This window comes from Leucobacter massiliensis, assembly GCF_002982315.1.
In the GTDB taxonomy this organism is placed as follows: domain Bacteria; phylum Actinomycetota; class Actinomycetes; order Actinomycetales; family Microbacteriaceae; genus Leucobacter; species Leucobacter massiliensis.
This window is the reverse complement of the sequence record NZ_MWZD01000017.1, coordinates 828,303-854,017: the sequence shown is the minus strand read 5'-3', so window position 1 is coordinate 854,017 and position 25,715 is coordinate 828,303. Positions and strand designations below refer to the sequence as shown.

The 25,715-nt window shown below is 71.0% G+C and carries 23 protein-coding genes; 11 read left to right on the top strand and 12 right to left on the bottom strand.

Translation table 11 applies throughout. The features are described from left to right. The first annotated feature begins 204 nt into the window (after positions 1 to 204). Complete coding sequence (ctaD, locus tag B4915_RS10730) at positions 205 to 1,890, top strand: aa3-type cytochrome oxidase subunit I (protein ID WP_245907444.1); 1,686 nt, start codon at positions 205 to 207, stop codon at positions 1,888 to 1,890. A 21-nt stretch (positions 1,891 to 1,911) separates the two neighbouring features. Continuing rightward, positions 1,912 to 2,334 (top strand): cytochrome c oxidase subunit 4, encoded by a 423-nt coding sequence (locus B4915_RS10725; protein WP_105805750.1) that lies wholly within the window; start codon positions 1,912 to 1,914, stop codon positions 2,332 to 2,334. A gap of 92 nt (positions 2,335 to 2,426) precedes the next feature. Here the strand turns inward: B4915_RS10725 and B4915_RS10720 are convergent, their stop codons facing one another. Continuing rightward, positions 2,427 to 3,659, bottom strand: coding sequence for an amidohydrolase family protein (locus tag B4915_RS10720; protein WP_245907443.1), 1,233 nt, complete (start codon positions 3,657 to 3,659; stop codon positions 2,427 to 2,429). 228 nt (positions 3,660 to 3,887) lie between these two features. On the opposite strand from B4915_RS10720, the gene B4915_RS10715 reads away from it, so the two are divergent. The 3 genes from B4915_RS10715 to B4915_RS10705 all read left to right on the top strand — a co-directional run bounded on the left by B4915_RS10715 (position 3,888) and on the right by B4915_RS10705 (position 7,436). Next, entirely contained in the window at positions 3,888 to 4,253 is a 366-nt protein-coding gene (locus tag B4915_RS10715; protein ID WP_105805748.1) for a DUF2568 domain-containing protein, read from the top strand. 28 nt (positions 4,254 to 4,281) lie between these two features. After that, positions 4,282 to 5,361, top strand: coding sequence for an LLM class flavin-dependent oxidoreductase (locus tag B4915_RS10710; protein WP_105805747.1), 1,080 nt, complete (start codon positions 4,282 to 4,284; stop codon positions 5,359 to 5,361). Between the two features lie 164 nt (positions 5,362 to 5,525). Next, the gene (locus B4915_RS10705) at positions 5,526 to 7,436 is read left to right on the top strand and encodes an MOSC domain-containing protein (protein ID WP_105805746.1); all 1,911 of its coding nucleotides are present in this window, start codon (positions 5,526 to 5,528) and stop codon (positions 7,434 to 7,436) included. Between the two features lie 39 nt (positions 7,437 to 7,475). Here B4915_RS10705 and B4915_RS10700 read toward each other — a convergent pair whose 3' ends face one another. The 6 genes from B4915_RS10700 to B4915_RS10675 all read right to left on the bottom strand — a co-directional run bounded on the left by B4915_RS10700 (position 7,476) and on the right by B4915_RS10675 (position 13,912). Beyond that, positions 7,476 to 8,540, bottom strand: coding sequence for a C45 family autoproteolytic acyltransferase/hydrolase (locus B4915_RS10700; RefSeq protein WP_105805745.1), 1,065 nt, complete (start codon positions 8,538 to 8,540; stop codon positions 7,476 to 7,478). A 98-nt stretch (positions 8,541 to 8,638) separates the two neighbouring features. After that, positions 8,639 to 9,469 (bottom strand): ABC transporter ATP-binding protein, encoded by an 831-nt coding sequence (locus B4915_RS10695; protein ID WP_105805744.1) that lies wholly within the window; start codon positions 9,467 to 9,469, stop codon positions 8,639 to 8,641. Next, a complete protein-coding gene (locus B4915_RS10690; protein ID WP_105805743.1) occupies positions 9,466 to 10,341 on the bottom strand; it encodes an ABC transporter ATP-binding protein in 876 nt (291 codons plus the stop codon). The genes B4915_RS10695 and B4915_RS10690 overlap by 4 nt, the downstream gene beginning before the upstream one ends. Beyond that, the gene (locus B4915_RS10685; protein ID WP_105805742.1) at positions 10,341 to 11,276 is read right to left on the bottom strand and encodes an ABC transporter permease; all 936 of its coding nucleotides are present in this window, start codon (positions 11,274 to 11,276) and stop codon (positions 10,341 to 10,343) included. Before B4915_RS10685 ends, B4915_RS10690 begins: the two co-directional genes overlap by 1 nt. Further along, positions 11,273 to 12,223: an ABC transporter permease gene (locus B4915_RS10680; protein ID WP_105805741.1), complete on the bottom strand. Its 951-nt coding sequence runs from the start codon at positions 12,221 to 12,223 to the stop codon at positions 11,273 to 11,275. The genes B4915_RS10685 and B4915_RS10680 overlap by 4 nt, the downstream gene beginning before the upstream one ends. A gap of 33 nt (positions 12,224 to 12,256) precedes the next feature. Continuing rightward, positions 12,257 to 13,912, bottom strand: coding sequence for an ABC transporter substrate-binding protein (locus B4915_RS10675; protein WP_105805740.1), 1,656 nt, complete (start codon positions 13,910 to 13,912; stop codon positions 12,257 to 12,259). A 206-nt stretch (positions 13,913 to 14,118) separates the two neighbouring features. Here B4915_RS10675 and B4915_RS10670 point away from each other — a divergent pair, with 206 nt between their 5' ends. Further along, positions 14,119 to 15,156 carry a LacI family DNA-binding transcriptional regulator gene (locus tag B4915_RS10670; RefSeq protein WP_245907442.1) on the top strand — a complete coding sequence of 346 codons (1,038 nt, stop codon included), beginning with the start codon at positions 14,119 to 14,121 and terminating at the stop codon, positions 15,154 to 15,156. Positions 15,157 to 15,295: 139 nt separating this feature from the next. On the opposite strand, the gene B4915_RS10665 is transcribed toward B4915_RS10670, so the two are convergent. Next, the gene (locus B4915_RS10665) at positions 15,296 to 16,510 is read right to left on the bottom strand and encodes an NADP-dependent isocitrate dehydrogenase (RefSeq protein WP_105805738.1); all 1,215 of its coding nucleotides are present in this window, start codon (positions 16,508 to 16,510) and stop codon (positions 15,296 to 15,298) included. 244 nt (positions 16,511 to 16,754) lie between these two features. On the opposite strand from B4915_RS10665, the gene B4915_RS10660 reads away from it, so the two are divergent. The 4 genes from B4915_RS10660 to ppk2 are packed head-to-tail and all read left to right on the top strand — an operon-like array spanning position 16,755 to position 19,556. After that, the gene (locus B4915_RS10660; protein WP_105805737.1) at positions 16,755 to 17,207 is read left to right on the top strand and encodes a GNAT family N-acetyltransferase; all 453 of its coding nucleotides are present in this window, start codon (positions 16,755 to 16,757) and stop codon (positions 17,205 to 17,207) included. 2 nt (positions 17,208 to 17,209) lie between these two features. Next, positions 17,210 to 18,133 (top strand): EamA family transporter RarD, encoded by a 924-nt coding sequence (rarD, locus tag B4915_RS10655; protein ID WP_105805736.1) that lies wholly within the window; start codon positions 17,210 to 17,212, stop codon positions 18,131 to 18,133. 9 nt (positions 18,134 to 18,142) lie between these two features. Continuing rightward, positions 18,143 to 18,457: a metal-sensitive transcriptional regulator gene (locus B4915_RS10650; RefSeq protein ID WP_105805735.1), complete on the top strand. Its 315-nt coding sequence runs from the start codon at positions 18,143 to 18,145 to the stop codon at positions 18,455 to 18,457. Positions 18,458 to 18,515: 58 nt separating this feature from the next. After that, the gene (gene ppk2, locus B4915_RS10645) at positions 18,516 to 19,556 is read left to right on the top strand and encodes a polyphosphate kinase 2 (protein ID WP_245907441.1); all 1,041 of its coding nucleotides are present in this window, start codon (positions 18,516 to 18,518) and stop codon (positions 19,554 to 19,556) included. 46 nt (positions 19,557 to 19,602) lie between these two features. Here the strand turns inward: ppk2 and ccsB are convergent, their stop codons facing one another. Next, entirely contained in the window at positions 19,603 to 20,625 is a 1,023-nt protein-coding gene (ccsB, locus tag B4915_RS10640) for a c-type cytochrome biogenesis protein CcsB (RefSeq protein WP_425436369.1), read from the bottom strand. Between the two features lie 249 nt (positions 20,626 to 20,874). On the opposite strand from ccsB, the gene B4915_RS10635 reads away from it, so the two are divergent. Beyond that, a complete protein-coding gene (locus tag B4915_RS10635) occupies positions 20,875 to 22,749 on the top strand; it encodes a glycerophosphoryl diester phosphodiesterase membrane domain-containing protein (RefSeq protein WP_105805734.1) in 1,875 nt (624 codons plus the stop codon). A 20-nt stretch (positions 22,750 to 22,769) separates the two neighbouring features. On the opposite strand, the gene B4915_RS10630 is transcribed toward B4915_RS10635, so the two are convergent. The 3 genes from B4915_RS10630 to B4915_RS10620 form a co-directional block, all read right to left on the bottom strand. Beyond that, positions 22,770 to 23,699, bottom strand: a complete 930-nt coding sequence (locus tag B4915_RS10630) for a ribokinase (protein WP_105805733.1) — start codon at positions 23,697 to 23,699, stop codon at positions 22,770 to 22,772. Further along, positions 23,696 to 24,661 (bottom strand): nucleoside hydrolase, encoded by a 966-nt coding sequence (locus tag B4915_RS10625; protein ID WP_105805732.1) that lies wholly within the window; start codon positions 24,659 to 24,661, stop codon positions 23,696 to 23,698. The genes B4915_RS10630 and B4915_RS10625 overlap by 4 nt, the downstream gene beginning before the upstream one ends. A 168-nt stretch (positions 24,662 to 24,829) precedes the next feature. Continuing rightward, positions 24,830 to 25,552 (bottom strand): VTT domain-containing protein, encoded by a 723-nt coding sequence (locus B4915_RS10620; protein WP_245907440.1) that lies wholly within the window; start codon positions 25,550 to 25,552, stop codon positions 24,830 to 24,832. Positions 25,553 to 25,715: the final 163 nt, after the last annotated feature.

Genomic DNA, 25,715 nt, shown 5'->3' with positions numbered 1-25,715 from the left:
TACTGAGAGGGAATGCAATAGACCAATTCGCGCTCGCGCCGGTGAACCACCGTTGTCTGAGCGAAACTACCTAGTCCACCTCCTCGGGCTACTCCCCCAGTCGCCCCCAGTACTCAAAAGGCACCGTCCGACACAGCCCCTTCACTGCCCAGACGTAGCCTCGAATCGGCTCCGTCCGTTCTCGCCCGTGAGATGAGGGAAAGCATGAAAAAGGGCAATGTGATCGTCTCGTGGATCACCTCCACCGATCACAAGGTGATCGGCTACATGTATCTGATCAGTTCGTTCGTCTACTTCCTCATCGGCGGCCTGATGGCCCTGGTGATCCGCGCCCAGCTCTTCCAGCCGGGGCTCGAGGTGGTGTCGACGCCGGATCAGTACAACCAGCTGTTCACGATGCACGCGACCATCATGCTGCTGATGTTCGCGACGCCGCTCTTCTCGGGCTTCGCGAACGTGCTCATGCCGCTGCAGATCGGCGCGCCGGACGTGGCCTTCCCGCGGCTCAACGCCTTCGCATTCTGGCTCTACACCTTCGGCTCCCTCCTCGCGGTCGGCGCGTTCCTCACCCCCCAGGGCGCCGCGTCCTTCGGCTGGTTCGCCTACCCGCCGCTCTCCTCGGCCGAGTACTCGCCCGGCATCGGAGGCAATCTGTGGATCCTCGGGCTCGGGATCGGCGGCTTCGGCACCATCATGGGCGGGGTCAACTTCCTCACCACCATCATCACCATGCGCGCCCCCGGCATGACGATGTGGCGCATGTCGGTGTTCACCTGGAACACGATGATCACCTCCGTGCTCATCATCCTCATCTTCCCGATCCTCGCGGCCGCCTTCTTCGGGCTCGCCGCGGATCGCATCTTCGGCGCCCAGGTCTTCGCCGGGGAGGGGGGCGCGATCCTCTTCCAGCACCTCTTCTGGTTCTTCGGTCACCCCGAGGTCTACGTGCTCGCGCTGCCGTTCTTCGGCATCATCTCCGAGGTCGTGCCCGTCTTCAGCCGAAAGCCGCTCTTCGGCTACAAGACCCTGATCTACGCCACCATCTCCATCGGCGCGCTCTCGATGACGGTGTGGGCGCACCACATGTACGTCACCGGCTCGGTGCTGCTGCCGTTCTTCGCCCTGCTGACCATGCTCATCGCGGTGCCGACCGGCGTGAAGATCTTCAACTGGGTGGGCACGATGTGGCGCGGCTCGATCACCTTCGAGACGCCCATCGTCTTCGCCATCGGCTTCCTGCTCACCTTCGTCTTCGGCGGCCTCACCGGCGTGCTCCTGGCCTCGCCGGCCCTCGACTTCCACCTGAGCGAGACGTACTTCGTGGTCGCGCACTTCCACTACACGATCTTCGGCACCGTCGTCTTCGCGATGTTCGCCGGCTTCTACTTCTGGTGGCCCAAGTGGACCGGCAAGATGCTCAACGAGCGCCTCGGCAAGATCCACTTCTGGAGCCTCTTCATCGGCTTCCACATGACCTTCCTCGTGCAGCACTGGATGGGCGTGATCGGCATGCCGCGGCGCTACTACACCTACCTGCCGAGCGACGGAGTCACCTGGATGAACGAGCTCTCCACGGTGGGGTCCATCCTCCTCGGTGCGGCGACGATCCCCTTCCTGGTCAATGTGTACGTCACGGCACGACGTGCGCCGAAGGTCACGGTCGACGACCCGTGGGGCACCGGCCGGTCGCTGGAGTGGGCCACCTCCTGCCCGCCGCCGCGGCACAACTTCACATCGATCCCGCGCATTCGCTCCGAGTCGCCGGCGTTCGACCTCCACCATCCCGAGGTCAGCGGCGTCGAGCAGCCCGCGCCCGTGCAGGCCGGTGAGCGTGAGAAGGCGCTCGCAGCCCTCGACAGGCACGACGCCGAGCCCCCCGCGCAGCGGTAACGACCGAAAGGACCTCGGGCCATGAAACCCACCATCGTGATCTTCTGGTTTCTCACGGCATACTTCATCGTCGTCTCCGTGCTCTACTCGGCGTGGCACTACGCCGCGGAGGGGACGCTCGAACTGGCAGGCTCCCTGGCGATCCTGCTCTCGGGCGGGCTCGCTGCGCTCATCGCCATCTACCTGATGCTGGTGAAGCGCAAGCAGGGGGGCGTGCTCGTCGAAGACCGTCCTGACTCCGACATCGACGACGGCGACCCCGAGATCGGGGAGTTCCCGCCCCACAGCTGGTGGCCGTTCACGCTCGCGGGCGGCGCGGCCCTCGTGGTGCTCGGGGTCTGCCTGCAGGGGACCTACTGGCTCTTCTTCTTCTCGCTGCCGCTCGTGCCCATCGCCGTCTGCGGCTGGATCTACGAGTACTACCGCGGCAACTTCGCCCGGTAGCACGCAGGACCACGTGCGCCATGCCCGTCGCTTCGGGGCATGGCGCACGTGTGTTCCGGTGAGGCCGGATCATCCGGCACGGCCGCGGGCCCTCAGGTGCGCAGCACCGCAGGATCCAGCACCCTGCCGGCGAGCACCACCGCGGCGATCGCGTCCGGATCCGCGAGCGCACCGGGAAGACGCGGGTCGCGGCGCAGGATCACCGCGTCGGCCGGCGCCCCGTCGACGACCGTGCCCGCAGAAGCGGGAGACGGCGCGGGCGCTCCGGAGCGCATCGCGACCCGACCGAGCAGTTCTGCTCCGGAGCGCGTCGCCGCGAGCAGAGCCTCGCCCGGCGTGAGCCCGGCCGAGACCAGCGCGTCGAACTCCCGCGCATTGCTCCCGTGCTGCTGCGGAGTGCCGGAGTCCGTGCCGAGCGCGATCGAGAGGCCCGCATCACGAGCTCGCTGCACCGCCCGCGGGTGGGCGCCGGTCGCCTCGTCCAGGCGCGCACGCAACGTCGCCGGCAGCTCGCCGCGATCGATCATGCGCCGCACGAGACGATAGATGCGCAGGGTGGGCACAAGGGTCACGCCGCGTTCGGCGGCCCGCTCCGCCTGCGCGTCCGTCAGGAAGATGCCGTGCTCCAGGCTCATCGCGCCCGCCTCGACGGCGTCATCGATCGCCTCGCCGCCCCAGGCATGCACCATCACCCCGGCTCCCGCCCCCTCGGCCAGCCGCACGGCCGCGCGCATCTCCGCGGCCGTGAACACGGGGTCGAGACCGGAGCCGCCCGCCGTCGCCACTCCCCCCGTGGCGACGAGCTTCACCCACCGCGCGCCCGCGGCGAGCGCCTGCTCGACCGCCCGGCCGATCCCGCCGGCGGCGTCCGCCACGGTGCGATCGATCAGGGTCACCGCGCACTGGATCCGAGGACGCTCCGTCTCGGGAATCCCGGAGAGCTCCGCCGGATCCAGCCCGCCGGCGTCGCGCGCGCTGGTGAACCCGGCGGCCAGCGTGCGGCGCAATCCCGCCGCCGTCAGTTCGCGAGTGCGGGCCGCATCGAGTTCCTCCCGCTCGGAAGCCCCGAAGGCGTGCCAGGAGGCGTGCAGATGCGCATCGACGAGTCCGGGGATCAACCACAGCCCGGAGCCGTCGAGGTCGTCAGCCTGCGGGAGGCCATCCAGTGCGAAGACCCCGTCACGCCAGCCCACGCGCCGGGGCGCCCCGAAGCCGCCGCGCGCGTCGAGCACCCGGATCGCGCGCACGCCGCCCGCACCCACCCGTGCGGCGGTGCCCGCCCGTTCCGCGGGCGACGCCTCCCTTGCCTGCCGCTCAGCCTCCACGCCCACACCCTACCGCCGAGCACCGCAGCCTGTGCGTAGCGCCACCTGCCCGACCCAGTGCGCGCTCACCCCGCGCGCACCGCCTCGTTCCCGTCGGCGTGTACCTTTCTCGCCGCCGTGTACCTTACGCACGGTAATTCAGGTACACGCTCGCGAAAAAGGTATACGCCGGAGCAGGCGGGCGACGGGCGGCCCAGGGCCGGAAGCCTGGCCGGGTAGAATGGGCGGGTGACCAGCACCTCCGACGCACAGCCCCGCCGCTCGACCGCGATCCTGCAGTTCGCCCGCGGAGTGTTCCACCTCGTCGCGGTGCTGTCGATCGCGGTCTGGGGCTTCCTCGCGGGACGCCTGCCGGTCCCCGGGATCGTCACCGGGCTCGTGCTGCTCGTCCTCGCGGTGCTGCTGTGGGCGCTCTTCCTGTCTCCGCGCCCCGTGCTGCGCGTCGACCGCTACGCTCAGGCACTCTTCGAGCTGCTGCTGCTCGCGGCCGCCGTGGCGGCGCTCATCGACCTGGGCGTGTTCTGGTTGTGGCCTGCGCTCTTCGGCGTCGCCGGGGCGGTCGTCGGCTTCCTCGCCTCGACCCGCACGGAATAGCGCGACGCGACGCGTGGTTGAGGGGCGCATGAGCCCTTCCCCCGCCCCGCTGCGCGCCGTCGCCGGCGCGACTCCCGAGCAGCTGATCCTCGGTCTCGACACCTTCGGAGACGTCACCCGCACTCGCTCAGGCGATCCCGTCCACCCGGCGCAGGTGATCCGGGACGTCGTGGAGCAGGCGGTGCTCGCAGACCGTCTCGGCGTCGACGCGATCACCCTCGGCGAGCATCACCGCGACGACTTCGCACTGAGCAGCCCGGAGATCGCGCTCGCCGCCATCGCCGGCCGCACGGAGCGGATCCTGCTCGGCACCGGCGTGACCGTGCTCTCCAGCGACGACCCGGTGCGAGTGTATGAGCGCTTCGCCACGCTCGACGCCGTCAGCTCCGGACGCGCCGAGGCTGTGCTCGGGCGCGGTTCCTTCACCGAGTCCTTCCCCCTCTTCGGCTATGAGCTGAGCGACTACGACACGCTCTTCTCGGAAAAGCTCGAGCTGTTCGCGAAGCTGCGCGGCGAAGGGCCGGTCACCTGGTCGGGCCGCCACCGCAGCCCGCTCGTCGAGCAGGAGGTCTACCCGAAGACGGAGCAGCCGGACGGCGTCCGCGCCTGGATCGGGGTGGGCGGCAGTCCCCAGTCCGTGCTGCGCACCGTGCAGGTGGGGATCCCGATGATGCTCGCCATCATCGGCGGCGATCCGGCCCGCTTCGCGCCCTTCGCCGATCTCTACCGGCAGGCGCAGCAAGAGCTCGGACGAGAGCCGATGCCGCTCGGCGTGCACTCCCCCGGCCACATCGCCGCCACCGACGCCGAGGCGCGCGAGCAGTTGTGGCCGCACTTCGAGCACAACCGCAACCGCATCGGCGCCGAGCGCGGCTGGCCGCGCACCACGCGTGCCGAGTTCGAGCGGGAGGCCGATGCCGGATCCCTCTATGTCGGCTCGCCGGAGACGGTGGCGCAGCGCATCGCCCGCACCGTGCGCGTGCTCGGCGCGGACCGCTTCGACCTGAAGTACGCGAACGGCACGATGCCGCACGAGCAGCTGCTCGCGAGCATCGAGCTCTACGGCCGCGAGGTGATGCCCCGGGTGCGGGAGCTGCTCGGCGGCTGAGCGGGGTCGGAGCCCGAGCGGGATCGGCGCCCGCGCGGCGCCACCGTCCGAGCGGAATCGGGGCGCGTGCGGGATCGGCGCCAGCCGTTTGACCGCGGCTCGGGCGGCTGGATAGCATCGGAGGGCCGGAACGCGCGTTCCGCTGCGCCGCCGAGAGGACCCGTATGGCCCGCCTGAGCCGCATCGTGCGCTACCCCGTGAAGGGCTTGCGAGGCGTCGAATCGAACCGCGAAGCGCTGTCACCGGGGCGCGGCCTGCGCGGTGACCGGCTCCTCGCGATCGAGAACGGAGTGGTCGCTCCGGAGCAGCCCGGCGGCTGGAATCCGCGCGAGAGCTACTTCCATCTCGCTCGGCACGAGGCGATCGCCCGCGTCGAGCTCGCGCTGCACGGAGCGGAGCCGGACGACGGGGATGCTGCGGCGGCCGAGCTGGAGCTCGGATACGGCGGACGCAGCATCCGGCTCGCCTTGGACCCGGCGGGCTTCGAGCGCGACCGTGCCCGCGCAGACGACTTCCTCGCCGGGGCCCTCCGGTCGGCCGGCCTGGGTGCCTCGAGCTCCGCGCTGACGGAGGGGGGCGGTGCGCCCGCGACTCCCGCCTTCCCCGAGCCGCGGCTCGTGCGGGCGCAGCGGGGGCTCTGGGACTGGCCGGACGCGCACCTCTCGATCATCAACCTCGACACCGTCGAGGCGCTCTCCGATGCCGCCGGCCAGCCGGTCGACCACCGGCGCTTCCGAGGGAACCTGTACGTCTCGGGTCTCGGACCCTGGGGCGAGCTCGCGCTGCTCGGGCGGCGGGTGCGGATCGGCACCGCCGTGCTCGACATCGTCCAGCCGACCGACCGCTGCCGGGCGACCACGATCGGGCCCGACAGCGCCGTCTCCGACCTCAACGTGCCCGGGCTGCTCGCGAGCGGCTTCGGGCACCTGTTCTGCGGGGTCTACGCCCGCGTCGTGCGCGCGGGGGACGTCACCTGCGGCGACTCCCTCGAACCGCTCGGGGAGACGTTGGCGCCGCTTCCCGACGCGCTGCCCGAGTGGCCCCGGGCCGCCGAGCTGCTGGCGATCGAGGCTGAGAGCCCCGCGGTGACGAGCTTCTGGTTCGCGGATCCCCTCGGCATCGTCGACGGCGCGCTCCCTGGTCAGCACGTGCGCATGCACCTGCCGGGGGCCGCCGCGCCCGGCTGGCGCTGCTACACCCTCTCGGCGGTCGAGCCGGGCCGCTTCAGGATCAGCGTGAAGCGCCACGGGCGGGTGTCGGGTGAGCTCCACGCGCTCGCTTCCGCCGGCGACCGCATCGGGATCACCGGCCCCTTCGGCGAGGTGACCCTCGATCCGGTGCGGGACTCCGATCTGCTGCTGATCTCGGCCGGGGTGGGGATCACCCCGACCGCGGCGATGCTCCGCGCGCTGCGGTCGGAGGAGACCGGGAAGGCGCCGGCAGACGGAGCGGGCCGCGGCATCCGGGTGCTGCACGTGGCGCGCGAGGCCGCCGATCTCGCGCTGTGGCCGGAGGTGCGCGAGGCGGTCGCGGCCGTGCCCGGCGCACGCGCCGAGCTCTTCCTGACTCGCGAACCGGACGCTGCGAGCGTGCGCGCGCTCGGGGCGAGGAGCGGACGGCCCGGAGCCGAGGCGCTGCGGCACGCGCTCGACGGCCTGGACCCCGCCCGGCTCGACGCCTTCCTGTGCGGGCCGCCGCCGTTCGTGGACGCCGTGCGCGGCGCGCTCCTCGAGCTGGGCGTTCCGGGCCCGCAGATCCGCAACGAGGTGTTCTTCTCGCCCGCGGCGGCCAGGCAGGCACCGCTCCGCGCCCCGTCGACCGCCGGGCCGCACCCGGTGAGCTTCGGCGCCGAACTCGTGAGCTGGACGCCCGGCCGAGGCACCCTGCTGGACCTCGCGGAGGCCGCCGGACGGGGCTGGGTCTCCGGCTGCCGCAGCGGCGCCTGCGGCACGTGCGCGCGAGAACTCGACTTCGGCGAGGTGGAGTACCTCTGCGAGCCCGCGGTCGCGGTGCCGGAGGGGCAGGTGCTGAGCTGCTGCACGGTTCCGACGGGAGCGGTGGGCTTCGCCGACTGAGGGGCCGGCTCCGGACCCCGCGGGGCCCTCAGACGGGCCTCAGACGGTGAGCTCCCGCCACGAGCCGGTCTCGGCATCGGTGGGCATGCCGTCGAGGATGCGGATGCTCCGCGCCGCGGGATCGCTGACCACGGTCGCGAGGGTCGCCCACCGTTCGCCGTAGCCCTTCGACATATCGGCCCGGCAGCTCAGCGGCGCCTCGCCCTCACCCGAGACGAGCAGCCGCACCAGTTCCTCGCCGCTCGCCGGCGAGCCCCCGGCCAGGCGCGAGCGCACGAGCGCGAGCCGCTCGGACGAGTCCGGCTCGTACGACTCGTTCTTCTGCCCGGCGAGCAGCTCCGCCGCCTGGAAGTGGTTGGTGCGCTGCACCGAGCCGTCGAGCTCGTCGATCACGGCGAAGCCCGCCGGGCTCATCTCGACCGAGACCGTGCGGCTCGTGTCGAGCATCGTGAAGGCGGAGGACGAGGAGATCGGCGCGGAGGCGATCACGTCGATCGCCTCGGACACCGAGGCGCACTCGGAGAGCACGACGCTCGACAGCAGGTGCATCGGGACGCCCGAGGGCGCGTCGTCACGATGCCCGAGGATGTTGAAGTGGAGGGCGAGGCCGCGCTCGTTGACCCCGATCTTCGACAGGATGCCCTGCTCGGTGAGCCCGGCGTGACGGTATCCGGGCCCGGCGACCTCGTGGGTGTGCCAGAACTCGTCGAGCTCGATGTGCCAGTCCCAGGTCTGCACCCCGAGCGGCCGCCCGCCGAGCCACGCCGTGACCGTCGAGCACTCGTGCGAGCCGCGAGCGCCCAGAGCGATGATCTCGGTGCGCGCGTTGAGCGCGATCACCTGCTCCGCTTCGATGCCGGCGCCCTCGGCGACCCCCTCCAGCTCCTCCAGCACGCGCGGCCGCCACGAGCCCAGCGTCTCGGCGACGCGGGCGACGCCGTCCCGCTCCGCGGCCTCGTCAACGCCGAGCAGGCGGAACAGCTCCGCGTACCGGGTGTACGCGGCGGGGAGAGTGGCGGCGAGCAGGGTCCCGCGGCGCACGCCGCGCTCGCGGTGGCTGGCGCCGCTGACGGCGAGGTGGAGGCGTTCGGTGTGTTCGGTCATTCCTCTGGCTTTCGGTCGCGACGCGGATGCGTGACGGATACGGGACGCCGGTCGCGGTGCGACCGCCGGCCGGGCGGATGGAGAGCGTGCGGGGCGGATCAGGCCCCGGATCCCAGGAGCGCGTCTCGCAGCCCCCGTCTGGGCTTCCACCCCGGCCGCGGAGCCGAGGCGATGAGCAGGCGCGTGTAGGGCTCACGCGGCGAGTCGAGGACCTCGTCGACGGTGCCCCGCTCGATGATCCGGCCGCTCCGCATCACCACGACATCGTCCGCGATGTCGCGCACCACCGACAGGTCGTGGGTGATGAAGAGGTAGGAGAGCCCGTGCTCCCGGCGCAGGCGCTTGAGCAGATCGAGCACCTGCGACTGCACCGACACGTCGAGCGCCGAGACGGCCTCGTCGAGCACGATGATCCGCGGCTCCGCGGCGAGCGCACGGGCGATGGCCACGCGCTGCTTCTGCCCGCCGGAGAGCGCCGCCGGCTTCGCGTCGGCGTGGCGCTCGTTCAGCCCCACCTCGGCGAAGAGCTCGAGGACCCGGGCGCGGCGCGCGGCGCGATCGAGCTCGGGCCGGTGGGCTCGCAGCATCTCGTCGATCGTCGCCGAGACCGGCAGGGAACGGTTGAGGGAGCCCTGCGGGTCCTGGAACACCATCTGCACCAGCTTCGCCCGCCGTCGCAGTTCGCGCCGCGCGGTGGTGGGCCGCACCTCGGCGCCGGCGATGCGCACGGTGCCCGAGTCGGCGGATTCGAGGCCGACGATCACCCGGGCGAGCGTCGACTTGCCCGAGCCGGACTCGCCGACCACCGCGAGGCACCGGCCGGCGCCCAGCTCGCAGGAGACGTCGTCGAGTGCGTGCACGCTCGCCTTCCGTCCGAGGTGGAAGGTGCGGTCGAGGCGCTCGACCTCGATGATCGGTGTCTGGCTCATGCCTCGGCCTCCTCGGGGTGCTGCGGTCGCGGGGCGGCGTCCCTTCCGGACTCCGGGGCGTCCGGAAGGCCCGCGGGTGCGTGACCGGCGGGGTAGAGCAGCGGGCGTGCCGCCATGAGTGCCCGCGCGTACTCGGTGCGCGGGCGGTCCCGGATCTCCTCGGGCGTGCCCACCTCGAGGATCTCCCCGTCCTTCATGACCGCGAGCCGGTCGCACACGGCCGCGGCGAGGTCGAGGTCGTGGGTGACGAAGATCATCGAGAGCCCGTGCTCGCGGCGCATCTCGTCGAGGATGGCGACGACCTCGGCCTGGGTCGTCACGTCGAGCGCGGTCGTGGGCTCATCCGCGAGGAGCAGCCGCGGCTCGCCCGAGATGGCTCCCGCGATCACGACGCGCTGGAGCATGCCGCCCGAGAGCTGGTGCGGATACGAGGCGAGCACCCGCTCGGTGTCCGTGATCCCGACCTGTCGCAGCAGCTCCGCCGCCCGACGCTCCGCCTCGGCACGGCCCAGGGACCGCGCGTCGCTCATCCCCTCGACCAGGAAGCGGCCGACGGGAAGCACGGGGTTGAGGGCGCCGTGGGGGTTCTGCGCGATGAGCGCGAGCTGCTCGGCGCGGACCCGGCGCAGCTGCTCGCCGCGGGCGGAGAGCAGCTCGGTGCCGTCGAGCACGATCCGGCCCTCGACCTTCGCCCCGGCGGGCTCGATGCCGAGGATGCACTTGAGCGTCATCGACTTGCCGGATCCCGATTCGCCGACGAGCCCGAGCGCCTCGCCCTGGGCGAGTGCGAAGGAGTTGCCGTGCAGGATCTCGGTCCGCGCTCCGGTGTCGGGGTCGACGACGGTGAGCACGAGGTTCTCGACCTGGAGCATCAGCGGGTCCTTCCTGCGGCGCGCCGGCCGCCGAGCTGCTCGCCCACGTAGCCGAAGGCCGCGACGGTGATGACGATCATGAGGCCGGCGAAGACGCTCTGCTCCCAGTAGCCCTGCTGCAGCGAGGCCTGGCCGTTCGAGACCATCAGTCCCCAGTCCGGGGCGGGCGGCTGCACGCCCAGGCCGAGGAACGAGAGGGCCGCGAGCTCGATCATGGCGTAGCCGAAGTTGATGGTCATGCCGGTGAGGATCTGCGTGCGGACGTTGGGGAGGATGTGCCGTGCCGTGATGAGGAACCCGGAGATGCCCTGCAGCTGCGCGGAGGCGACGTAGGGGAGGTTGCGCTCGCGCAGCGCGACCGAGCGGATCACCCGGGCCGAGTACGGCGTGAAACCGATCGCGAGCGCGATCGAGGCGGTCAGGAGCGACGGGCCGAAGATGGCGACGGCGAGGATCGCGAGGAGCATATTGGGGAATGCGAAGAGGATGTCGAGCACGCGGCTGATGAGCGCGTCGACCTTGCCGCCGAACCACACCGCGGTGAGCGCGAGCACCGTGGCGAGCACCGCGGTGATCACGATCACGATCAGCGGGCCGAGCAGGCTGGTGCGCGCTCCCCACACGATGCGCGAGAAGATGTCGCGTCCGGACTGGTCTGTGCCCATGAGGTGCGCGAGGCTCGACATCTCGTGGCGGCCCGTGACGGCTCCTTCGTAGGGGTCGTAGGGCGCGATCACGGGGGCGAGCACGGCCATGAGCACGACGACGGCGATCACGGCGGCGCTGACGATGCCGACGGGGCCGAGCCGCTTCACGAGCAGCCGCCAGCCCGAGAGGGGCGCGTCGCGGCGGTGCTTGCGCAGCAGCTGGACCGCGACGGTGTCCTGGGCGGCGGTGGCGGTGTCCGGCTTCCTGGTGAGCTTCTGCGGGGTCATCGTGCCGCAACTCCCTTGCTCAGTCGTACGCGGGGGTCGATGACCGCGTAGAGCAGGTCGACGACGAGGTTGATCAGGCCGAAGGCGAGGACCATGATGAGCGCGATGGCCTGCACCACGGCGAAGTCCTTCTTCTGGACGGAGTTGACGAGGAGCGAGCCGATGCCGTCGAGCGTGAAGGCGTACTCGATGACGAAGGCGCTCGCAAGGAGACCCGCGATCTGCGTGCCCAGCACGGTGCTGACCGGCAGCATCGAGTTGCGGATCGTGTGCCGCCACAGCACCAGCCGCTGGGGCACGCCGCGCGCGATCGCCATCACCACGTGCTCCGATCCCTGTTCTTCGCGGACGGCGGTGCGGGTGATGCGGGCGACCACGGCGATGCCGGGGAAGGCGAGCGCGAAGGCCGGGAGCGTGAGGTGCCAGAGGCGGTCGGCGAAACCCTCGCCGGAGCCCGACACCGGGAACCAGCCGAGATTCGATGCGAAGACGAACATCAGGATCACCGCCGCGAAGAAGGTCGGCACGGCGAATCCGAGATTGGATCCGAACACGACGAGCTTCTCGAACACCCCGGAGCGAGTGGCGGCGAGCACGCCCAGCCCCACGCCCAGGACGATGATGAGCACTGCGGCGAAGGCGGCGAGGAACAGGGTGGTCGGGAGCCGGGAGGCCACGAGCGTCCCGACGTCCTGCTGCGTGAGCAGCGAGCGCCCGAAGTCGCCCTGGAGCGCCGCCACGAACCAGTGCCAGAAGCGCAGCAGGAAGGGATCGTCCAGCCCGTACTGCGCCCGGATCGCGGCGAGCACCTCGGGGCTCACCGTGCGGCCCTGGACCAGGAACTGCTCCGGGCTCCCGGGTGCGAGATACATGCCGGAGAACACGATGAAGCTGGACACCACGAGCACGGCGGCGAGCGCACCGAGCCGTTTGAGCACGTAGATCATGGACGATCCCCTCCTGCGGAATGCACCGCGCGGTTACTCGGCGGAGCCGAGGTCGGCGGCCCAGGGGTAGTAGAGGTAGACGAACGAGGCGGGCGCCCCGGTGACGGCGTCGTTCATGTAGAGGCGGACCGCGAGGTCGTTGATCGGCACCCACGGCTGCTGCTGCATGACGAGTGCCTCGGCCTCGACCGTCAGCTCGGTGCGCTTGTCCGGGTCGCTCTCGGCGAGCGCCGCGTCGAGAGCGGCGTCGACGGCCGGATCCGAGAAGTTCGAGTAGTTCTGGTCGGAACCGGTCTTCGCCACGCTGATGAGGTGCAGGAGCGGATCGGGGGCGCTCAGGTAGTTGGTGGTGACGAAGCCGTCGAACCCTTCGCGGGCGGCGGGATCGGAGAAGAAGGCGCCGAACTGCGCGCTGGGAACGCCGGTGGGCTCGAGGGTGAGGCCGAGTTCCTTCGCACCGTTGGCCATCTCATTGAGGATGTCCGCGTAGAAGCCGCGCTCGCTCGGGTAGGCGATCTTGATCGGCTGCGAGGTGTCGACCTCGGCCGCCTTCAGCTCTTCCTTCGCCGCGTCGAGGTCATAGCTGAGATCCGGCAGCTCCTCGTCGCGCAGCTCCGCGGCGCCGGAGACGGCATCCCACGGCGACTGCGGCACGACGGAACGGGAGACGGTCGCGGTTCCCTCGTAGACGGTGTCGGCGATGGCCTGACGGTCGGTGGCCCGGGTGAGCGCACGGCGGACCGCGGGATCGCCGAAGGCGCCCTCGCCGGTGGAGATGATCGCCATGATCTGCATGCCTTCGCCGTAGACGAGCTCACCGCTGTCGGTGGAGGAGAGCTCGCCGAGGGCCGGCAGGGGCACGTCGTAGGAGCCCTGCACCTCACCGGCGGCGAGGCTCGTCGCGATGGCGGTGGGGTCGACGACGAAGCCGATCTCGACCTCCTTCACCTTCGCGCGCTTGTCCGCGTTCCAGTAGCCGTCGTAGCGCTGCAGCGTGATCGACTGACCCTGCTTCCAGTCGCCGGGGGTGAAGGAGAGCGGCCCGGTGCACATCACGCCCGTCTCGGGGTTGCCGTAGTTCTCGCCGGCCGCCTTGCGCTGCTTCTCCTGCACGACGACGCCGAGCACCGTCGACAGGGAGGAGGGCAGGAGCTGGTCGGGCGACGCGAGGCTGATCGTGATCTCGGAGTCGCCGCTGGCCACGACGTCCGTGATGTTGGCGGTGACGCCGCCGGTCCAGTAGCTGCCCTCGGCGGGGTCGCTGTGGCGCTTCAGCGAGTAGACCACGTCGTCGACCGTCATCGGGGTGCCGTCCCAGAAGGTCACGTCGTCGCGCAGCGCGACGGTCCAGGTGAGGCCGTCCTCGGTGCTCGCCTCGGTCGCGAGGTTCGGCTTGACCGAGAAGTCCGGCTGCATCTGGAAGAGCGGCTCGCACAGGTTCGAGACGATGGTGTTCTCGGGGTAGTTGAAGGCCTTGGCGGGATCGAGGCTGGCGAGCTCGCCGTAGGTCGAGTTCCAGGTGACCCGGTCGAGTTCGCCCTTCGCCTCGGGGGTCGTCTGCAGCAGTTCGAGCGCCTTCCCACCGGACTCGGCGTCCCCACCGCCGCGGCTGCCCGAAGCGCAGCCCGCGAGCGCCAACCCCGTGATGGCGAACAGGGCGACGGCGGCCCTGGTCTGTGCGAGTTTCACGTTGTTCTCCTTTGAAGTATTCGTCGTTGAATCTTCACGAGCCGGCGCGATGCACGACACCGCGGCCACCCGAAGACCCAAGCAGGATCGTAGCACCCAAAACGATTTGTGAAAAACGATTTGGATGTCACGTTCGCGTAACGGATTCGGCGTTTCGGCAGCCGGTCACCAGGCGCCGCGGGTGCCGGTGAGGCTATCCTGACGAGGTGCAACGCAGCGGAAGACCGACGATCCGGGACGTGGCCCGGGCGGCCGGGGTCTCTCCGACCACCGTCTCCCACGCGCTCAACGGCAAGGGCACCGTGCGCAAGGAGACGGTCGAGCGGGTGCAGCGCGTCGCCACCGAGATCGGCTACCGGCCCAGCCCGATCGCGCAGGGACTGCAGCGCTCACGTCTCGGGCTGCTCGCGCTCGTCATCCGCCCCTTCCACAGCCTCGACACCTTCCTGCCGGAGGGCGTCGACTACTTCCTCCGCATCGCCGGCGCCGCCGGAGTCACGGCGATGGAACACGGCTACAGCCTGATGATGGTCGACGATCCCACCCGCCCGGGAGTGCCCTTCAGCGCGAGGGCCGCCGACGCCTACATCGTCACCGAGCCCTTCGAGAACGACCCCGTCCTCACGATGCTGTCCGAGCAGCACATCCCCTTCGTGACCGTCGGAGCCGACCCCGCACGCCGTGACGAGTTCATCACCCTCGACGAGGGCGCCGACCAGCAGGCCCAGCTCATGATCACCCACCTCGCCGAGGCCGGCGCACAGCGCATCGCGCTCGTGACGGGCACCGATCGCAACGACTGGAACCTCGGCTCGCAGCGCACGCTCGAGCGCTGGTGCGCCGCCCGCGGTCACGAGCCGCTGATCCTCTCGCTCCCCGAGGTGGAGGGAGAACGCGCCGGCGAGGCGATCGTCGATCACTTCTTCGCCGGCGAGCGCGCCGAGCACCCCGACGCCGTCTTCTGCCTCACCGGCAGGCACGCCGCCGGCGTGCTGCAGGCCGCCACGCGTCGCGGGATCCGCGTGCCCGAGGACCTGCTCCTGGCGGCCGGCTCGGGATCCCTGCAGAACCGCACCTCGCGGCCCACGGTCACCACGCTCAATCTCCGCCCCGAGGAGACGGCGCAGCGCGCCGTCGAGATCGCGGTGCGGCTCGCGGAGGGCGAGCGGGTCGAAGGACCGCTCTCGGTCCCGCGGGCCACCCTCGACATCCGGGAATCCACGAGCCGCCCGCCGCGGGGATGAATCGCGAAGGGGGCCGGCGCAACGCACCGGCCCCCTTCGCTCACGCGAGCTCGCGCGGTGGCGCGAGCAGCGTTTCGCTCTATGCCAACTCGCGCGGTGGCGCGACCAGCGACCCGCGCAAAACGCTATCGCGTTTTGCCTATGCGAGTCGCTGCTGCAGGTTCTGATCGATCGTGGCGAGGAACTCCTCGGTGGTCTGGAAGGGCTGGTCCGGCCCCACCAGCAGCGCCAGATCCTTCGTCATCTTGCCGGACTCGACGGTCTTCACGACCACGTCCTCCAGCGTCTCCGAGAAGTCGATGAGCTCCTGGTTGCCGTCGAGCTTGCCGCGGTGCGCGAGCCCGCGCGTCCACGCGAAGATCGAGGCGATCGGGTTCGTGGAGGTGGGCTTGCCCTGCTGATGCTGGCGGTAGTGGCGGGTGACCGTGCCGTGCGCGGCCTCCGCCTCGACGGTCTGGCCGTCCGGGGTCATGAGCACCGAGGTCATGAGCCCGAGCGAGCCGAAGCCCTGGGCCACCGTGTCCGACTGCACATCACCGTCGTAGTTCTTGCACGCCCAGACGTAGCCGCCCTCCCACTTCATGGCCGAGGCGACCATGTCGTCGATGAGGCGGTGCTCGTACGTCAGGCCGCGGGCATCGAACTCGGCCTTGAACTCCTCGTCGAAGACCTCCTGGAAGAGGTCCTTGAACTGGCCGTCGTAGGCCTTCAGGATGGTGTTCTTCGTCGAGAGGTACACCGGATAGTTGCGCGAGAGGCCGTACTTGAACGAGGCACGGGCGAAGTCGCGGATCGAGTCGTTGAAGTTGTACTGTCCCTGGATCACGCCGCCGCCCTCGGGCAGGGTCACGACCTCGAACTTCTGGGGCTCGGAGCCGTCCTCGGGCTCGAAGGTGATCGTGACCTTGCCGGGGCCGGCCTTGAAGTCCGTGGCCTTGTACTGGTCGCCGTGGGCGTGACGGCCGATGATGATCGGCTTGTTCCAGCCCGGCACCAGGCGCGGGATGTTCGAGATGATGATCGGCTCGCGGAAGACGACGCCGCCGAGGATGTTGCGGATCGTGCCGTTGGGGCTGCGCCACATCTTCTTCAGGCCGAACTCCTCGACGCGCGCCTCGTCGGGGGTGATCGTGGCGCACTTCACGCCGACGCCGTGCTTCTTGATCGCGTTGGCCGCGTCGATCGTGACCTGGTCGTCCGTCGCGTCGCGATGCTCGATGCCGAGGTCGTAGTACTCGAGCGTGACGTCGAGGTAGGGGTGGATGAGGCGGTCCTTGATGAACTGCCAGATGATGCGGGTCATCTCGTCGCCGTCGAGTTCGACGACCGTGCCCTCAACCTTGATCTTCGCCAACGCTTCTCCCAGTGTCGTGATGTGTGAGCTCGGGGGCGAGCAGCCCGGCGATCGCCGCGCGCTGCCGCCAGTCTCGGGATCGGGGCGCAGGCGCCGGTCCCGGCAGGCCCCACGGGGCCCGTGCCAGTCTACCGGAGAAACAGAGAGTCTCTCGACATCGAGATATATCCACGCGGCTGCCGCACGCCAGGCGAGCACCGCCCGGCCCCTTTGCCGGCCCCGCTTCACACGCTAGCCTGGGGACATGAGCGACCTGAGACTCGAAGAACTGTCCGCCGCGACCATCGTGGCCGTGAACGCCCTGGGCCTGAAGCCCGGCCAGGAGCAGTTCATCACACCGGTCTCCTACGCCGCCGCCGCAGCGGTGATCCCGCCGCAGACGGCCTGGCAGCGGGTCGTGCTCGAGGGCGACCGCGTCGTCGGCTTCATCCACGGCAACTTCGATCCCGACTCCCCGCAGGAGGAGTTCCGCGCGGCGCTCTGGCGCATCAACGTCGACGCCGGCGCGCAGGGTCGCGGCGTCGGCACCTTCGCGGTCCGAGCGCTCATCGAGGAGGCGCGACAGCGCGGACTGGACCGGCTCACCGTGCTCTGGGAGCGCGGCGAGGAGGGGCCTGAGGAGTTCTTCCTGCACATCGGCTTCCGGCCGATCGGCGAGACCCCCTACGGCGAGGTCATCGGCGCGATCGACCTCTGAGCGTGACCCGGCTCCTCAGCACGGGGAGCCGCGGCCTCCTCGCATCCGTCGGATCCTCGCTCGCATTCGGCGGCGTCTACTTCATCACCCCCGCGCTCGCCCCGGCGCCAGCCGAGGCGATCTGGGGAGTGCGCAACCTCGTCACGATCCCGATCATCGCGCTCGCGCTCATCGCCCTGCGGCAGTGGCGCAGTTTCTCCGAGATCGGCGCGCGGATCAGGCGGCGGCCGGCACTGCTCCTCGGACTGCTCGCCTCGGGGATCCTCCTCGCCGCGCAGCTCTGGGTCTTCAGCTGGGCCCCCCTGCACGGCCGCGGCCTGCACGTCGCACTCGGCTACTTCCTGCTGCCACTCGTGCTGGTCGTCGTCGGCCGGGTGCTCTACCGCGACCGTCTCGTCTGGTGGCAGTGGCTGGCCGCAGCGATCGCCGCGGTGGGCGTGGGCCTCGAGCTCCTGCGCGCCGGCGGGGTCTCCTGGGAGACCCTGCTCGTCTGCCTCGGATATCCGGTCTACTTCGTGCTGCGCCGCAGCCTCGGCACCGGCCACCTCGGCGGCATGCTCTGGGAGTTCGTGCTGCTCGCGCCCGTCGCCGCCGTGATCCTCACCGCGGAGGTCGCGCGCGGCTCGGCGCTCTCGGCGAACCCGGCGCTGTGGTGGCTCGGCCCGGCCTTCGCGCTCGGCTCGGGCGTCGCGCTCATGCTCTACCTCGCCGCCTCGCGCCTGCTCACGATGAGCGTCTTCGGCCTGCTCAGCTACCTCGAGCCCGCCCTGCTCATGATCGCCTCGCTGCTGAGCGGCGAACGGATCGACCGGGGCGAGCTCGCCGTCTACGGCGCGATCTGGGTGGCGGTTCTCGTGCTGGTCGTCGGCGGGATCGCGCGGATGCTCCGAGATCGCGGCCCCGGGAGGCCGCAGGCCGCCGTGTAAAGTGCTGTCATGAGCGAAGTGACGGGTGAGGCGTGCGAGCATCACACGCACGGCTACATCGAGCACAAGGACGAGCTGCTGAAGCGGCTGCGCCGGGCGGAAGGCCAGGTGCGCGGCGTGCAGCGCATGGTGGAGAACGACGACTACTGCATCGACATCCTCACGCAGCTCTCCGCCGTCACGAAAGCGCTCGAGCGCGTCGCACTCGCGCTCCTCGACGACCACCTGCGGCACTGCGTCGCATCGGCGGCCTCCGACGGGGGTGACGTGGCCGCCGAGAAGCTCAGTGAGGCGTCCGCCGCGATCGCGCGGCTGGTGCGCTGAGCGGACTCTCACCACCACAACCGAACATCGATCCTCACCCCGATATGGAGGTTCAGGCATGAGTGAAGACCGCACCCCCGTCCCCGAGGCAGCCGCTCCGGAGCCCCGCACCGATGCGGACGCCACGGCGGCGGTATCCGCGCCCGAAGCCGGCACGGCCGCACCGGAGGAGTCCTTCGAGCTCGCCGCGCCAGGCCAGGTGGACGTGACGCCCGAGATCGACGAGATCGCCGAGCTGCGGCGGAAGGGCAAGAAGAAGCGCGCCGACAACGGCCCCGACGCGCCGTGGCGGCAGGGATACCCCTACGACCGCAAGATCTCAACCGCCGTCTACGAGCGTGAGAAGCGCAAGCTGCAGATCGAGCTGCTGAAGCTGCAGGCGTGGGTGAAGGAAACCGGGCAGAAGATCGTCATCCTCTTCGAGGGCCGCGACGCCGCGGGCAAGGGCGGCGCGATCAAGCGCTTCACCGAGCACATGAACCCGCGCGGTGCGCGCGTCGTCGCGCTCGAGATCCCCACCGAGCGCGAGCGCACGCAGTGGTACTTCCAGCGCTACGTCGCCCACCTCCCCGCGGCGGGCGAGATCGTGATGTTCGACCGCTCCTGGTACAACCGCGCCGGGGTCGAGCGCGTCATGGGCTACTGCACGCCGCAGCAGTACCTCGAGTTCACCCGCTCCGCTCCCGAGTTCGAGCGGATGCTGGTCAACTCGGGCGTCCACCTCATCAAGTTCTGGTTCTCCGTCGGCAAGGCCGAGCAGCACGCCCGCTTCGTCTCGCGCTCCTCCGACGAGGTGAAGCAGTGGAAGCTCTCCCCCACCGACCTCGCCTCGCTCGACAAGTGGGATGCCTACACCGAGGCGAAGGAGGCGATGTTCTTCTACACCGACACCCCGCACGCGCCGTGGACGGTCGTGAAGTCGAACGACAAGAAGCGGGCCCGCCTCGAGGCCATGCGGTGGGTGCTGTCGCGCTTCGACTACCCGGACAAGGACGAGCGGGTGGTCGGCACCCCCGATCCGAAGCTCATCGGCGCGCCCGCGACCGTCTACGACGAGGGCGAGACGCCGACCGGCACCTTCCCCGTCGTCGGCGGCTGAGCGCAGGCGAGGATCCGCGGGCGCGGCGCCCGGCAGCGCCCGCGGCTCACAGTCCCGAGTAGGCGTGCAGCCCCTTGAAGAACACGTTGACGATCGAGAAGTTGAAGATCACGGCGGCGTAGGCGATCACGTTCAGCCACGCCGAGCGGGTCCCGCGCCAGCCGCGCGTCGCGCGCGCGTGGATGAAGCCGGCGTACAGCACCCAGATCACGAAGGTCCACACCTCCTTGGTGTCCCACCCCCAGTAGCGGCTCCACGCGCGCTCCGCCCAGATCGAGCCGGCGATGAGGGTGAAGGTCCAGAACACGAAGCCGATGATCGCGAGCCGGTAGGCGAGGTCCTCCAGTCGCACCGCGCGCGGCAGCGTGCTCAGGAAGTCCATGCCACCGGCCTCGCCGGCCGCGATCCTGGCCTCCCGCTTCGTCTGCATGAGCTGCAGCACCGCGAGGCCGAAGGAGAGCGTCAGGAAACCGACCGCCAGCACGGCCACGAGGATGTGGATGACGAGCCAGTAGGAGTCGAGTGCGGGCTGCAGGGGCACGATGGCGACGTAGAAATTGATCTTCGTGAGCCCGAGGAAGAGCACCGTCATGCCCGTGATCAGCGCTCCGAGGAAGCGCAGGTCCACCACGAACTGCACGAGCAGGAAGACGAGCACGATCGCGCAGGTGGCGGTGAGCGCGAACTCGTACATGTTCGCCCACGGCACGCGCTCCGCCCCGATGCCGCGCAGCACGGTCGCGACCAGGTGCAGCGCGAAGGCGAGCACCGTGAGCGAGAAGCCGATGCGCAGGGCCCGCGAGCGCGGCTGACGCGATGCAGCCGCGCGGTCGGAGGCACCGGTCTCGGCGGCCGCGCGGACGAGCGTCGCCGTGCCGCCGGCGCCTGCCGTCAGCGCTGCGCCGGAAACGCGAGCGCCCGCTGCGCGTCCGGAGCCGGCGGCGAGCGCCGCGCTCCCGTCGCCGCTGCGGTTGGCCAGATCCACCACGTAGAAGACGAAGGCGATCGCGTACACGATCATCGCCGAGTAGAGGGCGATCGTCGAGATATATTCCAGCTCGCTCACAATCGCCCAGGGTAGACCCGTCGCCTGAGAACTGGCCCGCGCCCCTCACCCCCGCCGCCGCACGCCCCCTCGCCGCCGCCGCACGCCCCCTCGCAGCCCCGAGCCCGCATGCTTCCGCCGAGCGCACCCGGAACCGAGCCCCCGAAGCATGCGGACTCGGCGGAGGCATGCGGACTCGGCGGAGGCGCGCGGACGCGACAGAAGCTTGCGGGACGCCGGGCGGAGCCCCGCGGTATCCGTACACTGGTCGTCATGCCGACTGCGACGACGGGGGTGCCACGGCCCGGCATCTGGTGCGAGTACCGTGAGCTGCTGCGGGAGAGCCGGCGCCTCGCCCGCGCGGGAGGCTCCCGCCTGCTCGCGCTCGCCGTGCTCGGTCAGCTCCTCGTGCTCCTCGTCGCCCAGCCCGTCCTCGGGTGGCTCTTCCGCGAAGCCCTCCGGGCGGGCGGCATGACGGGACTCGACCTCGGCCAGCTGCGCCTCGGCGGCGCGTGGCCGCTCACCGCCGTCCTGATCGTGCTGATCGTGGTGCTCGCCTTCTGGCTCCTCGCGTTGCAGTTCACGGCCGTCGTCGTCCTGCTGCACCGGCCGGGCCTCTCGCTGCGCGGGCTGCTCGGCGAGTTCGGCCGGGTCAGCCGCAAGCTCCTCCGCCCCTCCTCGGCCCCGCTGCTGCTCTACCTCTTCCTGCTGCTGCCGCTCACCGGCTTCGGCTTCACCTCGGCGCTGACCCAGCGGATCGCCATTCCCGCCTTCATCACGGGCGAGCTGCTCAAGAGTACCTCGGGAGGCGTCGGGCTGCTCCTCTTCCTCCTCGTGCTCCTGCTGCTCAATGTGCGCCTCTCGCTCACCGTTCCGGTGTTCGTCCTCACCGACGGGCGGGGAGCGGCGCGATCGAGCTGGCGGCTGACGCGCGGACTGCGAGCCTCGGTGCCGCTCGTCCTGGCGATCGCGACGGTGATCGTGCTCGCGGGCGTCGCAGCCGCTGCGCTGATCCTGGTCTCGGCGATGCCGACCGTACTCACCGACCTCGTCGCGCCCTCCGCCTCACCGCTCGTCGCGGCATTCTCCCTCGGCGCCGCGCAGGCCGCGGCGCTGCTGCTGGGGGCCTGCACCACGGTCCTGCTGGGCGGGGTGCTGATCGCGCACGTCCTCCGGGGCAGGGACCGGCTCACTCCCAGCACCGTCTTCGCCACGGATGCCCTCCCCGGCGCAGCTCCGCGCCTCGGCGCGGAGCCCGGCGCGCCCTCGCCGCGTCCCTCACGCCGTCGCCGGCTGGTGCTGGCCGCGGGCCTGCTCGTCCTCGCGCTCGGATTCGGCGGCGCGGCGACGGGCACGATGCAGCGCCTCTCGGATGCACCCGGCACCCTCGTGCTCGGGCATCGCGGCTTCTCGCAGGGAGGCGTGGAGAACACGCTCGGAGGCTTGGAGGCCGCGGCCGCCGCCGGCGCCGACCTCGTGGAGATGGACGTGATGCAGACCGCGGACGGCGGCTTCGTCGCGATGCACGACGCCACCCTGGGCAGGCTCGCCGATCGGCCCGACGCCGTCAAGGACCTGAGCGTCGAGCAGCTCACGGCGCTCACGGTGCACGACCTCCAGGGGCACGAGGGCCGGATCCCCGCCCTCGCCGACTACGTCACCCGCGCCGCGGAGCTCGGCATGCCGCTGCTGATCGAGATCAAACTGGGCGGCGGCGAGACCCCGGACCACGTCGAGCGTCTCGTCGCCGAGCTGGAACGGCTCGACGCGCTCGAGTCCAACATCTACCACTCGCTGGACGCCGCGAGCGTGGCACGGCTGAAGCAGCTGCGCCCCGACCTCACGGTCGGATACACGATGGCATTCGCCGGAGGCGGCGTGCCCGAGACCCCGGCCGACTTCATCGTCGTCGAGCAGTGGAGCGCGACCAGGAGCATGCTCGACGGCGCGCGCGCCGCAGGGCTCGGCTTCATGGCGTGGACCGTCAACGACGCCGCCGGGATCTCCGAGCAGCTGCGGATGGGAGCCGACGGAGTCATCACCGACCATCCGGACGAGGCGCTCGCGCTCCGCGGGCAGATCGCCCGGGAGGACGGGCTCTCGGGCGTGCTGATCGACGCGCTGACCCGCTTCGTCACGATTCCCTGAGACGCGGCGGCACGGGCGGCTCAGCGCGCGAGATAGGCCTCCGTCTCGGCCCGTTCGGGAACGGAGGACTGCGCTCCGAGCCGCTGCACCACCATCGCGGAGACGGCCGTGGCGAAGCGCACCGCCTCGTCGAGCTCCGCGCCGCGCGCGAGCTCGCACGCCACGGCCCCCACGAAGGCGTCGCCCGCGCCCGTCGTGTCCACCGCGCGCACGCGGTGGGCGGCGATCCGCGCCACGACGGGATCGCCGCCGCCGGTCCCCTCGGCAACCACGGCCCCTTCCGCGCCGAGCGTGATGACGACGGAGCGGGCGCCCGCCGCGAGCAGGCGCCGCGCGAGCGCTTCGAAATCGGTGACCTCCGTCTCAGGCTCACCGAGCGCGGCGCACGCCTCGTGCTCGTTGACGATGAGCGGATCGCAGCTGCGCAGCACCTCCGCCGGGATGCTCCGCGCCGGTGCGGCGTTGAACACCGTCCGGGTGCCTGACCGCGCAGCCGCAGCGGCGAACGCGAAGGCCGTCTCGGCGGGAATCTCGAGGCTCAGCACGAGGATCCGCGCATCGGCGAGGGCCGCAGCCCCGCGCTCGAGGAGCTCGGGACCGGCCTCGGCATTCGCACCGGGAGCGACGACGATGGAGTTCTCGCCGTCGGGCGTCACGAGGATCAGCGCGGCTCCCGTCGGCCGGTCGACCTCGGCCAGTCCGCTCACCTCCACGCCAGCCGCAATCAGCCGCTCCCGCAGGAAGGCGCCATTGGCGTCCCGGCCCACGCACCCCAGCATGACGGTGGCGGCGCCGCAGCGCGCTGCGGCAACCGCCTGGTTCGCGCCCTTGCCGCCGGGCAGCAGCCGGAGGTCGCCTCCCAGCAGCGTCTCGCCCGCACCCGGACGGCGCGGGACCTCCGCCACGAGATCGGCGTTCGCGCTGCCGACGACGAGCACGGCGCCGCTCATCGCGCGCTCCCGCGGTGCGCGGCGATCAGCTCGACGGCCTCCTCGGCGAGCCGCGGGTCCACCTCGAGCAGCACGGTCGTGTGCGCGCCCGGCTGCTCCGGATAGCCCCGGTGCGCACCGCGCAGATCCGCGATGGTCTGCCCCCTGGCGGGCCCGTCCGAGGTGTCGACCTCGACGTGCACGACGGGCGCGAGCCGCACCGCGAGCGTTCCCGCGGCGGCGGCGACGGCGAGGGTGTCGTGCATGCAGCACGCCCATTCGCCGAATACCTCGTCGCGGTAGTACTCCCCATAGTGCTGCAGGATGCGCGCGAGATAGCGGCCGGCCTCCCCTCCCGCCGCGAGGCGCTCCCGGTGGGCCGCCGTGAGCAGCACCGTGGTCGTCACGTCGAGTCCGGCCATGACGATGCGCCACGGAGCCCGGAACACGGCGGCCGCGGCATCCGGATCCTTGTGGATGTTCGCCTCGGCGACCGGGGTCACGTTCCCGGGACAGCCGGCGGCCCCGCCCATGAGCGAGACTCCCGCCACCAGGCGCGGCAGCTCGGGATCGAGGGCGAGCGCCGCGGCGACATTGGTGAGCGGGCCGACGGGGACGAGCCACAGCTGGCCGGGGTGCTTGCGCGCCAGCTCGACGATCTGCTGGGCGGCGGAGATACCTGCGGGGCTGCGGACCGCGACCCCGTCGTGGATGTTGCCCTGGCCGTCGTCGCCGTGCACGTGGTGCGCGAAGCTCGCGGGGCCGCCCGCGAGCGGCCCGGCGGCGCCCGGCGCGACGGGGATCGTGTCGCCGCCGACGAGGCCGAGCACTCGCAGCGTGTTGCGGGTGGCGAGCGGCACCTCCACGTTGCCCCACACGGTTCCGACGCCGAGCAGCTCGATCTCGGGGTGCAGCGCGGCGTACATGATCGCCATCGCGTCGTCGACGCCGGTGTCGCAGTCGAGCAGGATCTTCGTGGCCATGCTCCCATTCTGCCGTGTCCCCCGCCCCGGCCTCTGCCTCCGCTCCCCTCCCGGTCACCTCTCCGAGAGAGGAGGAATGCAGCTCGACGGGGCGAGTGAGCCTGCGTGTTTCCCCGCTCGGCGGGCCAGTGTCCTTGGGGGAGGGAGGGAGGGAAGCGGGCGCGGGGGCTACTCGGCGGTCTCGGCCGTCCTGGCCGCGCGGCGACGCGCGCGGGCCGCCCCGATGGCGCGGGAGAGCTCGATGAGGATCGGGATCCCCGGCAGCAGCACCAGCACGATGATGAAGACCTCGCTGTACTCCCGCACGAAGGGGATCTGCCCCAGGAAGTAGCCGATGAGCGTGATCCCCACGCCCCAGAGCAGGGCACCGATCGCGTTGAAGGTCACGAAGTGCCGGTAGCTCATGTGGCCGACGCCGGCCGCCGCCGGGACGAAGGCGCGGAACACGGGAAGGAACCGGGCGATGATGATCGCCTTCGGGCCGTGCTTCTCGAAGAAGGCGTGGGTGCGCTCCACGTTCTCGGGGTTGAAGAAGCGGCTCCTCTCGCGCTTGAAGATCGCCGGCCCGAGCTTGCGGCCGATCATGAATCCCATCTGGTCCCCGGCGAAGGCGAAGACGAAGAGCAGGAGGCAGGTGATCCAGATCGGGACGTCGATGATGCCCGTCGCGCTGAAGAGCCCGACCGTGAACAGCAGCGAGTCCCCCGGGAGGAACGAGAGCACGAGCACGCCCGTCTCCAGGAACACGAAGGCGCACGCGAGGATCAGGGCCGCCCACCCTCCGGCCTTGAGCAGCGTCTCGGGATCGAGCCACTCGATGCCGAACAGCGCCGGCACCGCGGCGAGCTCGGTCATGGCGTGCGGGACGTGCAGGGCGAGGATCGAGGGCACGGGCTCGGCTTTCGTCGGTGGTCGCGGCGCGGACGACGATGGCGCCGCCCCCACCAGTATGCACGCACCTTCTGAGAGGCCCCCAGGCGGGCGGGCTGCGCACGGACGGACGCGATGCGGATGCTCTGCAGGCCGGCACCAGAACTTCGGACGGAGTCCGGGG